The organism is Pseudomonas sp. FW305-25 (assembly GCF_017351415.1).
GTDB classification, from domain to species: Bacteria; Pseudomonadota; Gammaproteobacteria; order Pseudomonadales; family Pseudomonadaceae; genus Aquipseudomonas; species Aquipseudomonas chlororaphis.
Map to the genome: position 1 here is coordinate 239,180 of NZ_JACNDE010000005.1, position 13,001 is coordinate 252,180.

The window sequence follows — 13,001 nt, forward strand, 5'->3', positions numbered from 1 at the left end:
AATCCGATGTCGCAAGGCATCGGATTTTTTGCGGATGAGGCCTGCAGAGGCAAAATCGTCTCCAGACGCAACGTCGAGATGGATGCCCTCAAGCAGATCGTGGCGGAGGGCGGCAGCGTGGGGGGCTTGAATATCGGGCCATTGCAGCTGCTGCGCATCAGTGCCAGCGACATGCTTGCGCAGGCGCTCAACTGATGAAGATGATCTTCGACACCAGTTCTGCGCTGTTCTTGGCCTGAAGTTTCTTCATCAGCCGGGCGCGGTGGACTTCCACGGTGCGGTGGGAAATGCCCAGTTTGCGTGCCACTTCCTTGCAGGTCAGGCCATTGACGATATGCAGCGAGATTTCCCGTTCGCGCGGGGTCAACTGGATCATCGGCGCCGGTTGGCGGTCCAGGCGCTCGAAATGCCAGACCATCAGCTTGAACGGATCCTCGGCAGTCAGGGAAAAACCGTGGGCGCGGGCCCAGAACACCTCGCCGTTGCGATGCTGCATGAAGCGTTCGTCGGAGTAGAAGGTGCCGGGTCCGTTGCGCAGCCAGTGCTCGCTGCGTTCGCCGATGCTCTGGTAGTCGGCCTGGGAGGGGTACAACAGCAGGGTCAGGTGGCCTTGCAAGTGTTCGCGCTCGTAGCCGAACAGGCGTACGAAGGCCTGGTTGCAATCGAGCATCCGGCGATGCCCAGTGATCATCTGCGGTGCGGGGGAAACCTGGAAGGCCAGGCGCTCGAGGTCCTGGAATTGCTGGGCGTGTAGGGTCATCAGGCATCCTGCCTCGGGTTTATCGGCGCGCCCCTTTTTTTTGGGGGGCGGGGGACTACTTACTGCCGTACGTAGTTCCCCCAACTAGCGTGTGATTCGGGTGTTGAATCATTGTATGGAATACCCGCTTCAAGGAAGAAGAAAATCACATGATTCACGATTCCGTATCCATCGTCGCTGCCGCCCATAGCCCTTTCGGTCGTCTGGACGGCCTGAACCTCGAGGACCTGATCGTCCAGGTTACCCGCGAGGCCCTGGCAGACGCTGAGATCGAGGCTGCACAAATCGACGCGCTGTTTCTCGGGCACTTCAACTCCGGCCTGGTGGCGGATGGTTTCCCCGCCTCGCTGATGCTCCAGGCCGATCCGCAACTGCGCTTCAAGCCCGCCACTCGCTGCGAGAACGCCTGCGCCTCCGGTTCGGCGGCGATCCAGGCCGGGATCAACGCGATCCGCAGCGGCGCCGCCGAACTGGTACTGGTGGTCGGCGCGGAGAAAATGACCGGCAACAGCACCGTCGAGGTCACCCGGGCCCTGGCCGGCGCCGGCTACCAGAACGCCCTCCAGGAGGCCGGCATGAGTTTCGCCCTGCTTTTTGGCCGGGTGGCGCAGCAGTACGCCGACCGTTATCACAGCCCGTTGTCCTCGATGGCCATGATTGCGGTGAAGAACCACGCCAATGCCATGGCCAACCCCCTGGCGCAGATGCACCGCGTGATGGATTTTGAACACTGCAACAACGTTTCCCAGGGCAACCCGCTGATCGCGCCGCCACTGCGCCTGACCGACTGCTCGTTGATCAGTGACGGTGCGGCGGCGATCATCCTGGCCTCGCCCCAGCGCGCCCGTTCGATGCGACGCCAGGTGGCGATTCGTGCCATGACCCAGGTGAACGACTTCCTGCCCTTGTCGCGCCGCGACATGCTGGCCTTCGAGGGGCCGCGACGGGCTATCCACGGGGCCCTGCGCCAGGCTGGCGTGACCCTCGGCGACCTGAGTTTCGCTGAGGTACACGACTGCTTCACCATCGCTGAATTGCTGATCTACGAAGCCATGGGCCTGGCGCCCAGGGGCGAGGGGCACCGGGCCCTCGACGACGGCACCGTGCGCCAGGGCGGACGCCTGCCGGTGAACCTGTCCGGCGGGCTCAAGGCCAAGGGGCATCCGGTGGGGGCCACCGGGGTATCGATGCATGCCCTGGGCTTTGCCCAACTGATCGGCAAACCCATCGGCCTGGGTGTGCCCGGTGCCGAGTTCGGCTTGCTGTTCAACATGGGCGGCATGGCGGTGGCCAACTACGCCAGCGTCCTGCAAGCGGTCAAGGTCTGAGGATGAACATCGCCCATTGGCTGCGCGATGCGGCCCAGCGCTGGCCGCGGCGGGGAGCTCTGTTCGAGGGGCGCCGCCAGGTCGCCGACTACCAGGCGTTTGCCGAGCAGGCCAGGGCACGCGCCCTGCAACTGCGCCATGAGTACGGCATCGAGCCTGGCGACCGAGTGGCGCTGCTGCTGAAGAACAGCTGCGGTTATCTCGAACTGTTGTACGCCATCTGGTGGAGCGGGGCGGTGGCGGTTCCGATCAACAGCAAGCTGCATGCACTGGAAGCCGCCTGGATTGCCGGCAATGCCGGGGCCCGGCTGATCTACACCGATGAGGGCCAGAGCTTCGACACCGTGGCCCTGCCTGCCGGCTGCCGTGAACTGGCCGCGCCCGGGCTGGCCGTGCAAGGCCGGGTGCCGGGCGATGAACTGGTGGAGCCGCACCTGCGGGAGGACAACGACCTGGCCTGGCTGTTCTACACCTCCGGGACCACTGGCCGCCCCAAGGGGGTGATGTTGTCCCATGGCAACCTGATCGCCATGTCCTTGTGCTATCCGCTGGACGTGGACCCGGTGGCCGCTGATGACGCAGTGGTCTATGCCGCGCCGATGTCTCACGGTGCCGGCCTCTACAACTTCATCCATGTGCGCTGTGGCGCGCGGCATGTGGTGCCGACGTCCCAGGGGTTCCAGGCGGCGGAATTGTTCGAGCTGGCGCAGGCGCTGGGCCAGGTCAGCCTGTTTGCCGCGCCGACCATGCTCAAGCGCATGGTGCAGCAGGCCCGGCAGCAGGGCTATTGCGGCGAAGGGATCAAGACCATCGTCTACGGCGGCGGCCCGATGTACCTGGCGGATCTCGCCCAGGCCCTGGACACCTTCGGCCCGCGGCTGGTGCAGATCTACGGCCAGGGCGAATGCCCAATGACCATCAGCGCCCTGTCCAGGGAGACCATTGCCGACCGCGGCCATGCTGACTGGCCGACCATTGCTGCCTCGGTAGGGCGTGCCCACGCCTGCGTTGAGGTGCGCGTGGTGGATACTGCGGGCCAACCCCTGGCTGCCGGGGAGAGGGGGATAATCGCCGTGCGCGGGGCTGTGGTGATGCAGGGGTACTGGGACAATCCGCAAGCCACCCGGGAGGCCCTGGTGGACGGCTGGCTGCTCACCGGTGACATCGGTTTCCTGAATGAGCGGGGTTACCTGACCCTGACCGATCGCAGCAAGGATGTGATCATCTCCGGCGGCAGCAACATCTACCCGCGGGAAGTCGAGGAAGTGCTGATCCAGCACCCCGAGGTATTCGAAGTGTGCGTGGTGGGGGAGACCGACCCGCAGTGGGGCGAGTCGGTGGTGGCCTTCGTGGTCCTGCGTTCGCCCGGCAACCTCGATGCGCAGGCGCTCAACCATTGGTTCCTGGCGCGCATGGCCTCGTTCAAGAAGCCGAAGAAGTACCTGTTTTGCGCCGAGCTGCCCAAGAACAGCTATGGCAAGATTCTCAAGACCCGCTTGCGCCAGTGGTTGCAGGACCCCACCGGGCCCTTGAGCAACCTCTGAAACGCGGCATTTCATGGATAGCACTACGACAGGAGTCCCCACGATGGGCGTGCCACCTTCCAACCCCCAGCGCCAGCGGCGCCGGGCCTTCATCGGCGCCACTTCCGGCCACTTGATCGAGTGGTACGACTATGGCGTCTACGGTTTCCTGGCCTTGTACATCGGCAAGGCCTTCTTCGTTTCCGACGATCCCACCAGCAGCCTTCTGGCAAGCTTCGCGGCCTTTGCCCTGAGCTTCTTCATCCGGCCCCTGGGCGGCCTGTTCTTCGGCCCCCTGGCCGACAAGATCGGCCGACGCAAGACCCTGATCACGGTACTGGTGATGATGGCCGGCTCCACCTGCCTGCTGGGCCTGTTGCCGACCTACGCGAGCATTGGCATCGCCGCGCCGGTGATCCTGGTACTGGTCCGCTGTGTGCAGGGTTTCTCTGCCGGTGGCGAGATCGGCACCATCACCAGCTTCATTTCCGAATACGCCAGCCCAGGGCGCCGGGGATTCGCCACCTGCTGGCTGATGGTCACCGCTGTGCTCGGCCTGCTCCTGGGCGGCGCCGTGGCCAACGGCATGACTTGGGCCCTGGGCGCCGAACTGATGCAGGACTGGGGCTGGCGGATCCCGTTCCTGATCGCAGGTCCCCTGGGCTTCATCTCGCTGTATATCCGCCTGAAACTGGAGGACAGCCCGGAATTCCTCGCCTTGCTGCAGGCCGGGCAGACCTCCAAGGCGCCGCTGCGCGAGGTTTGGCAGTGGAAGCGCCCGATCGCTTTGGTGTTCTTCATCATCACCCTGCACAGCTCGATCTTTTACCTGGTGCTGACCTTCGCCTCGACCTACATGTCCAACACCCTCAAGTTCGACAGTGGCACCACCTTGCTCTATGTATTTGTCGCCAGCCTCTCGGCGGCGGTGGTCATGCCCTTCGGCGGCGCCTTCACCGATCGCTACGGACGCAAGCCGTTCCTGATGGTGATCGGTACCCTGGCGACCCTGGCCATGTACTGGTTCTTCAAGGCCGCGCCCAACGCCACCCCGGCCACCTTGTTCTGGCCGCTGATGGCCGTGGCGATCCTGTTCGGGCTCTATGCGTCCTCGACCTACGCCCTGATGAGCGAGCTGCTGCCGACCCGTATCCGCTCCACCGGCATCGCCGTGGCCTACAACATCCCGGTGGCGGTGTTCGGCGGTAGCGCGCCGCTGATTTCCACCTGGCTGATCAAGCTCACTGGCGACATCACCGCGCCCTGGTACTTCTACGTGGCGACCGGGATCGCGTCGCTGCTGGCCCTGCTAGTGCTGCGCAAGGAAGACTTCGTCGCCTGTACCCGCGACGTCCGGCACCAGGGGCATGGGGCTGCGCAACTCCTGGTCAATCCGCAAGCTTAAGCCCACCTGTCAGCACCGGCCCCGACCGACTGGCGTCACCCGGCCGCGTGTCGCGGCCTGGCGGCCAGGACGTCGGTATGGGGCAGTGGTGGGCAATGGCGTCGGGCGGGTCGAGCGCATAGCTGCAACGCTCGGTGTCAGCACGGAAACAGGAAAGTCTCGCGAGCGGCCAGTCAGGACTGGCCCTTTTGCCTATGGCAGACGATCCGGTTTGTGTAGGGATCAAAGGCTATCGGGGTCGCCGAAAAACATCTGAATCCGCGAGCGCAGCCAGCGTTCGCCCGGGTCGTTGTCCTGGGAGCCGCGCCAGGCCATGTGCAGTTCGAAGGTGCGCACCGGCAGGGGCGGGTCTTCGGCGCGCACGCCGCCGGCGGCGGTCAGGGCTTCGGCGGTGTAGTCCGGCACGGTGGCGACGATGTCGGTGCCGGTGAGCAGGGTGCTCAGGCCGTTGAACTGCGGGACCGCGAGCACCACGTGGCGCTTGCGCCCGAGTTTTTCCAGTTCTTCATCGATAAAACCACTGAGGTCGCCGGCGAACGACACCAGGGCGTGGGGGCGGGCGCAGAAGTCATCGAGGCTCAGGGCGCCGGGCATGCTGTCGGCCCGCAGCAGCTTGGGCAGGCTGCGGCGCAGCACCTTGCGCTTGGCGTTGGCCGGCAGGTCCTGGGTGTAGCTGACGCCGATGGAGATCTCGCCGGAGGCCAGCAGGGCCGGCATCAGCAGGTAGTTGGCGCGGCGCACCACCAGCACGATCCCCGGCGCTTCGGCGCGCAGGCGCTTGAGCAGCATCGGCAGCAGGGCGAACTCGACGTCGTCGGACAGGCCGATGCGGAACACCGCGGTGCTGGTCGCCGGGTCGAACTCGGCGGCGCGGCTGACCGCGGTGGAGATCGAGTCGAGGGCGGGCGAGAGCAGGGCGAAGATTTCCACCGCCCGGGCCGACGGCTCCATGCTGCGCCCGGTGCGCACGAACAGCGGATCGTCGAACAGGCTGCGCAGGCGCGACAGCGCCGCACTGATGGCCGGCTGGCCGAGGAAGAGTTTCTCCGCCGCCCGGGTCACGCTGCGTTCATGCATTAATGTTTCGAACACGATCAACAGGTTCAGGTCGACACGACGCAGGTCATTACGATTCATCTTGAGTCCTGGCAGAGTCAGCAAACTTGACGAGAGCGGCCATATGAGAACAATGGCCGGCATGAATCTTACGGGGAAAGGCTGCTACTCTGCACCGGCTAATTGTTTTTTCCTGTAAGGAACCCTTCGCTCCGGCACGCTGTTTCCCCGTTGTTGCAGGTGCTGCGGAATCAATGACAGGCATGTCGACTATTAATAGTCACTGATGGTCTTGGCCGGAAAGCCCAGATAGAGTTCAGGGCATTAGAGGTTACTTTGACGAGGTTTGCGATGTCCCGCACGATCCGTTTTCACAAGTTTGGTCCGGCCGAGGTGCTCAAGTGCGAAGAGCATGCGGCCGCTCTGCCTGCGCCAGGCGAAGTGCAGGTGCGTGTCGAAGCGATCGGCATCAGTTGGTACGACGTCCTTTGGCGCCAGAACCTGGCGTCTTCCCATGCCCGCCTGCCTTCCGGCCTTGGCCATGAGATGGCCGGCGTGGTGACTGCGGTCGGCGAAGGTGTCGACGACCTGGCCATTGGCGACAAGGTTGCCAGCTTCCCGGCCGAAAGCCCGAACGATTATCCGGTCTATGGCGAGCTGATTGTCCTGCCACGCTCGGCGTTGACCCGCTATCCCGATGTGCTCAGCCCGGTGGAAGCCGCGGTGCATTACACGCCGCTGCTGGTGGCCTACTTTGCCTATGTCGACCTGGCGCGGGTCAAGCCCGGGCAGTTCGCCCTGGTCACCGATGCCAGCCACTGCGCCGGTCCGTCCTTTGTCCAGCTGGGCAAGGCGCTCGGAGTGCGGGTGATTGCCGCGACCAAGACCGCTGAAGAGCGTGAGTACCTGCTGTCCCTGGGGGCCGAGAAAGTCATCGTCACCGAAGAGCAGGACCTGCTCATGCAGATCAACAAATACACCGACAACCGTGGTGTCGACGTGGTGTTCGATGGCCTGGGCGGTCCGCAGATGTCGATGCTCGGCGACGTCCTGGCGCCGCGCGGCAGCCTGGTGCTGTATGGCCTGCAAGGCGGCAACCAGACGCCGTTCCCGGCCTGCGCGGCGTTCCAGAAGAACATCCAGTTCTTCGTGCACTGCATCGGCAACTTCACCGGCAAGCCCGAGCTGGGCATCATCCAGGACCAGGTGGCCTTGCAGCGCGCCTTGCGCGACATCAACCAGCTGACGGCGGACCGTGTGCTGCTGCCGCTGAAGACCCGGATCTTCCCGTTCAACGAGTTCGTCGAAGCCCACCGCTACATGGACGAGTGTCCTTGCCGCGAGCGGGTCGCACTGCAGGTCGAACCGGCCTGATCCTGACGCCAGGGTTCGCCATCGCGCACTCTGGCGTTTCTGTCTTCGCGGTCACTCCCTTCCTTATTCCCGCCTCGATCCTGAGCAGCCTCTGTGCAGCAGCCGACCATGGCCTAGCTGCACCTGCCGATTGTGCAAGCCTCCACGGATAGATCCCGTCGCGTTGCGGTCAAACTGCCAGTAAACTGCGCAGCACTCACCGAACCATCCATTTCCCGAGGTTTTGCATGACACTCAGTCCTTTTGCGGGCAAACCGGCACCGACAGAATTGCTGGTCGATCTTCCGCGACTGGTAACGGCCTACTACACCGGCCAGCCCGATGCCGCCATCTCTACCCAGCGGGTCGCCTTCGGCACCTCGGGGCATCGTGGCAGCTCGTTCGACCTGAGTTTCAATGAATGGCATGTCCTCGCCATCAGCCAGGCGATCTGCCTGTATCGCCAGGCCCAGGGCATCGATGGCCCGCTGTTTGTCGGCATCGACACTCACGCGCTGTCCACCCCGGCTGGCGCGAGCGCCCTGGAAGTGCTGGCCGCCAACGGCGTGACCGTGATGATCGCCGCGGGCGACGAGTACACCCCGACGCCGGCGGTGTCCCATGCGATTCTCTGCTACAACCGCGGCCGCACCAGCGGCCTGGCCGACGGCATTGTGATCACCCCGTCGCACAACCCGCCACAAAGCGGTGGCTACAAGTACAACCCCACCAACGGCGGCCCGGCCGATACCCACATCACCAAGTGGATCGAAGCCAAGGCCAACGAGCTGCTGGCCAACAAGCTGGCCGGTGTGAAGCGCATCAGCTACGAGCAGGCCCTGAAGGCCGACACCACCCATCGTCACGACTACGTCAACAGCTATGTCGCCGACCTGATCAACGTCATCGACCTGGACGCCATCCGCAACGCCAAGTTGCGCCTGGGCGTCGATCCGCTGGGCGGAGCAGGGGTGCGCTACTGGTCGGCGATTGCCGAGCACTATCGCCTGGACCTGGAGGTGGTCAACAAGGAAGTCGATGCGACCTTCCGTTTCATGTCCGTCGACTGGGATGGCCAGATCCGCATGGACCCGTCGTCCAGCTATGCGATGCAGGGCCTGATCGGCCTGAAGAATCGTTTCGACGTGGCCTTCGGCTGCGACCCGGACCACGACCGCCACGGTATCGTGACCCCGACGGGTGGCCTGCTGGCGCCGAACAATTACCTGGCGGTGGCCATCGACTATCTGTTCCAGAACCGCCCGCATTGGCGCGCCGACGCGGCCGTGGGCAAGACCGTGGTCAGCAGCGGCCTGATCGACCGCGTGGCGGCGCGCCTGGGCCGTCGCCTGTACGAAGTGCCGGTGGGCTTCAAGTGGTTCGCCGACGGCCTGTTCGACGGCTCCCTCGGCTTTGGCGGTGAAGAGAGCGCCGGCGCATCGTTCCTGCGCAAGGACGGCGGCGTCTGGAGCACCGACAAGGACGGCCTGATCCCGGCCTTGCTGGCCGCGGAAATGACCGCCCGCACCGGCTGCGATCCGAGCCAGGCCTACCGTGCCTTGTGCGACGAGCTGGGCGAGCCGTTCTCGGTGCGCGTCGATGCCAAGGCCAACCCGCAGCAGAAGGCGCTGCTCGGCAAGCTGTCGCCGGAGCAGGTGACCTCGACCCAGCTGGCCGGCGAAAGCATCCAGAAGATCCTCAGCCACGCGCCGGGCAACGACCAGGCGATCGGCGGCCTCAAGGTCATGACCGAGAACGGCTGGTTCGCCGCGCGTCCATCGGGCACCGAAGACATCTACAAGATCTACGCCGAGAGCTTTATCGGCGACGATCACCTGAAGCAATTGGTGCAGGAAGCGCAGACCCTGGTGGACGGCGCGATCAGCGGCTGATCCAGCGGCGTTTCGCGGCAGACGAAAAAGGGGCGACCAGAAGGTCGCCCCTTTTTATTGCGGCTGTGTCTTGTAGGAGCGAGGCTTGCCCGCGATGGCTGCCGTTGAGCGACAGCCATCTTCAACTGGAGCTGAGTCAGCTTCAGGGCTGCTTTGCAGCCCATCGCGAGCAAGCTTCGCTCCTACAGAAACGGAGCATTGCTTCGCTGTCTCAAGCCAGGTCCACCAGGACGATTTCGCTGTCCTCGAGGGCGGTGACCCGCAGCAGGCGCTCGTCCTCGATCGCGACACCGTCTCGAGCTTCGGCGCGCAAGCCATTGACTTCAATCACCCCGGTCGCGGGCACCAGGTAGGCGCGGCGCCCTTTGTCCAGCGGGTATTCGGCGGACTCGCCGGCCTTCAGGTTGGCGGCTACCAGGCGCGCGTCGGCACGAATCCGCAGGCTCTGGTCATCGCCTTGCTTGCCGCTGGCCAGGGTCACGAAGCCTTCGCGCTGGCCTTTGGGGAACGGCTTGGCACCCCAGGACGGCGCGGAGCCGGCCTCGTTGGGGATGATCCAGATCTGGAAGATCCTGGTTTCGCCGGCTTCCAGGTTGTATTCGCTGTGGGCAATCCCGGTACCGGCGCTCATCACCTGCACGTCGCCAGCCTCGGTGCGGCCCTTGTTGCCCAGGTTGTCCTGGTGGGTGATAGCACCTTCACGAACGTAGGTGATGATTTCCATGTCCCGGTGCGGGTGCTGCGGAAAACCGCTGCCGGGGGCGATCACGTCGTCGTTCCACACGCGCAGGTTGCCCCAGTTCATGCGTTTGGGGTCGTAGTACTCGGCGAACGAAAAGTGGTGGTGGGCATCCAACCAGCCATGATGGGCGCCGCCCAGGGATTTGAAGGGTCTGAGTTCAAGCATGATCGTCTCCTGTCAGGGTTCGTCATGGGGCGCCTTGGTGGAGCCGCAGAACGAGACCGGTGATTGATGGCGCTCATCATCCATCAGCAAAGCATCGATAAAAAGCGCAAAAATCGCCGTTATCAGATCTAATAAATAGATATATTTTGTAGTCTTCCTTCTGCTTCCAAACATTCAGTTCGGGGCTTAAGTGGATGACCTGTAAGCGTTTCACTAGAAGTCATCGACGAATGAAGCGACCATACCGTCCCACACAGCCTCATACCCTGGAGTCAGCGTGCCGCAACACACCCCCGATCTTCCTCCCGAACTCTTGCCCCTGGCCGAAATGCCGCTGCTCAAGCGCTTGGCGGCCAGGTTCTTCGGTCATGGCCTCAGTCGCTTGCGCGCCCAGCATCGCGCGTCCTGGTTGCATGGCCAGGCGGACGGCTTTCGCAGCGGGCATACCGCCGGGGTGGAATACGGTTACCAGGAGGGCAAGGCCGAAGGTCTGGAGCAGGGTCGTCAGGTCCTGCTGATTCGCGACAGCCGCTCCACCGAGCATCCGTCGCCCGGGGTAGACGATTATCTGTTCGACGACTGGCGCCTGCCGCTGAGCGCCGAACTGAAGAAGCGCATCAAGGCCGACGTTGGCCGCCTGCTGCCGGCCCATGCCCAACCCAGCAGCGCGCAATGGAAGATGATCTTCAGCGAAACCCCGTCCACCTCGGTGATTGCCGGCGCTGGCGCGGGCAAGTCGACTTCCCTGGTCCTGCGCATCCTGCTGCTCAATCATTACCTGGGCTTCGAGTTCGACTCGATGACCGTGGTGACCTTCACCCGCGAGTCGCGCAAGGACTTCATCAACAAGCTGATGGAGGTGTTCGCGCTCTGGGGCCGGCCCCTGGGCCTCAAGCAGGCGCGGGAGCTGGTGCGCACCTTCCACTCGCGCATCCTGCCGATGGTCCGCAGCCTGCCGGGTTTCGAGCGCCTGCAGGCGTTCGAGAACCTCAGCGATCGCCCGGCGGCGGGGGATCTGGAGGTCGACAGCAATCCCTTCGACCTGCGGATCAACGACGCCCAGCGCAAGCACCTGAATGCCTGTTACCACGCCCTGCATCGGCGTGACGGGCGTTTTCGCGAGGCGATCAAGCCGTTGCTGCGCCATGCCCTGCAACTCAAGGAGCTGGAGCGCGATCACCCGGACGTGCAAAAACGCATGGCCGTGACCGAACTGGCGGCCAAGCGCGACGAAGAACTGTGCGACACCCTGGAAGACCTGTGGTTTCGTGCCGGCGCCTGGCCGATCAAGGGCATCGAGCCGAACCGGCAGACGGTCGAGATCAACGGCTCGCAGTTCCATTGCCATGGCTACGTCGCCGAGCTGGATGCCTGGGTGGTGCTGGGGTTCGACCCTCGGGAAAACCCGCAGTTGAGTCGCCCCGGATCGAAGCTTTCGGTGCGCGCGGAGTGGGCGGTAAAGCGCACCCTGTTTCAAGCTTTCTGCCGTAAGCCAATGATTTGGCTGGATAGTTACGATTCGGCAAAGCGCGTCCTGTCGTCCCTGGCCGGGGATGCCAGTGCCGGGCCGGGCTTCGACTACAAGGTCAAGGGCGAGCTGGCTTCGGCGCCGTTGCTGGACTGTTTTGTCGCCGCGGCCGGGTTTATCGAGAACCTCGGGCTGGACGTCTCGGTGGCCGTGGGCCAGATGGTGTTTGCCCGGGACGACCCGGATCGCTACTTCTTCGAGGCCCTGAGCCTGTTCTGGCGGGCGTTGGATGATCATCTGCTCGACCAGTCGCCGCCGATCATGAGCTACAACCGCATGTTCGCGCTGTTCGGCGAGAACACCCCGGAGAACTTCAAGCTGCTCAGCGATGAGCGCTTGCGGCCGATGTCGCACCTGATGATCGACGAATTCCAGGACGTCTCGCCGCAGATCGTCTCGTGGATTCGCGCCAGCCTGCGCGAAATCCGCAGTCGCGGGCCGGCAATGCATGTCGGTCGCGGGGCACAGCGCTCGTCGTTGCTCTGCGTAGGGGACGACTGGCAGTCGATCTACGGCTGGCGTGGCAGTTCGCCGAAATTCTTCATGGAGTTCAACAAGGAATTCCCGTCGCCGGCCACCACCCGAGTGATGCTCAGCGAGAACTATCGCAGCCACCAGCACATCATCGACGCCGCGGAACATATCGTCCGCGCGGCGCCGGCGATTGCCGGGAAGAAGGCCAAGGCCAGCGGCGAACCCAAGGAAGTGTTGCCGGTGAATGTGCTGGACCGCGACGACCAGGGGCTTGCAGCACGGCTGGCGGAGCACTATCGCAATGGCGATTCGATCTTGATATTATTTCGAAAAAGTAGCGATAAATCATTGATTGAAGAGCATATTTTTCCAATAGTTAATGTTGATTCTAGATTGCCGGCCGAGGATCGGCGCCTCAAGCAACTGACTTATCACAGCTCCAAGGGCTTGCAGGCGGATGCGGTGTTCCTGCTGGGCGATTGCCAGCACCTGACCAGTTCGCCCTACAAGAACCAGGTCTATCGCATGGCCGGGCTGGGCAAGGATGGCGACAGCGAACCCTACGACAATGCGCAGAAGGACGAGACCTTGCGCCTGGCCTATGTCGGCATCACCCGGGCGGTGAAACATTGCTACTGGTATGTGGACCGCCCGGACACCCAGGCGGCCAATGCACCCAAGGCGTCGGACCGGGTTCCCCAGGGCAAGCCGTTCTTCGCCGACCTGCGGGCCTGAAAAAGCCCGCTCGATGGCGGGCTTGAAAACAGTCTGGAGC

General features: G+C 63.8%; 10 protein-coding genes. 7 read left to right on the plus strand and 3 right to left on the minus strand.

Annotated elements, in window-relative coordinates; translation table 11 throughout:
* Positions 1-6 precede the first annotated feature (6 nt).
* Entirely contained in the window at positions 7-195 is a 189-nt protein-coding gene (locus tag J4E58_RS07770; protein WP_087090706.1) for a hypothetical protein, read from the plus strand.
* Here the strand turns inward: J4E58_RS07770 and J4E58_RS07775 are convergent.
* Complete coding sequence (locus tag J4E58_RS07775) at positions 188-760, minus strand: LuxR C-terminal-related transcriptional regulator (RefSeq protein WP_007924818.1); 573 nt, start codon at positions 758-760, stop codon at positions 188-190. The genes J4E58_RS07770 and J4E58_RS07775 overlap by 8 nt on opposite strands.
* 149 nt (positions 761-909) lie before the next feature.
* Here J4E58_RS07775 and J4E58_RS07780 point away from each other — a divergent pair, with 149 nt between their 5' ends.
* From J4E58_RS07780 to J4E58_RS07790, 3 genes are read left to right on the plus strand one after another with little or no spacing between them, the layout of a single operon-like run.
* The gene (locus J4E58_RS07780) at positions 910-2,088 is read left to right on the plus strand and encodes an acetyl-CoA acetyltransferase (RefSeq protein WP_087090708.1); all 1,179 of its coding nucleotides are present in this window, start codon (positions 910-912) and stop codon (positions 2,086-2,088) included.
* Positions 2,089-2,090: 2 nt separating this feature from the next.
* Positions 2,091-3,632, plus strand: a complete 1,542-nt coding sequence (locus J4E58_RS07785; RefSeq protein ID WP_087090710.1) for a class I adenylate-forming enzyme family protein — start codon at positions 2,091-2,093, stop codon at positions 3,630-3,632.
* Positions 3,633-3,675: 43 nt separating this feature from the next.
* Positions 3,676-5,016: an MFS transporter gene (locus tag J4E58_RS07790; RefSeq protein WP_053261411.1), complete on the plus strand. Its 1,341-nt coding sequence runs from the start codon at positions 3,676-3,678 to the stop codon at positions 5,014-5,016.
* 222 nt (positions 5,017-5,238) lie between these two features.
* Here the strand turns inward: J4E58_RS07790 and J4E58_RS07795 are convergent, their stop codons facing one another.
* A complete protein-coding gene (locus tag J4E58_RS07795; protein ID WP_007924813.1) occupies positions 5,239-6,153 on the minus strand; it encodes a LysR family transcriptional regulator in 915 nt (304 codons plus the stop codon).
* 270 nt (positions 6,154-6,423) lie between these two features.
* On the opposite strand from J4E58_RS07795, the gene J4E58_RS07800 reads away from it, so the two are divergent.
* Together J4E58_RS07800 and pgm are read left to right on the plus strand one after the other, a co-directional pair.
* Positions 6,424-7,446, plus strand: a complete 1,023-nt coding sequence (locus J4E58_RS07800) for a zinc-dependent alcohol dehydrogenase family protein (RefSeq protein WP_009044099.1) — start codon at positions 6,424-6,426, stop codon at positions 7,444-7,446.
* Between the two features lie 227 nt (positions 7,447-7,673).
* Entirely contained in the window at positions 7,674-9,317 is a 1,644-nt protein-coding gene (gene pgm / locus J4E58_RS07805) for a phosphoglucomutase (alpha-D-glucose-1,6-bisphosphate-dependent) (RefSeq protein ID WP_087090711.1), read from the plus strand.
* A 211-nt stretch (positions 9,318-9,528) separates the two neighbouring features.
* Here pgm and J4E58_RS07810 read toward each other — a convergent pair whose 3' ends face one another.
* Positions 9,529-10,224, minus strand: coding sequence for a pirin family protein (locus J4E58_RS07810; RefSeq protein ID WP_087090713.1), 696 nt, complete (start codon positions 10,222-10,224; stop codon positions 9,529-9,531).
* Between the two features lie 277 nt (positions 10,225-10,501).
* Here J4E58_RS07810 and J4E58_RS07815 point away from each other — a divergent pair, with 277 nt between their 5' ends.
* Positions 10,502-12,961, plus strand: a complete 2,460-nt coding sequence (locus tag J4E58_RS07815; protein ID WP_087090715.1) for a UvrD-helicase domain-containing protein — start codon at positions 10,502-10,504, stop codon at positions 12,959-12,961.
* Positions 12,962-13,001 lie beyond the last annotated feature (40 nt).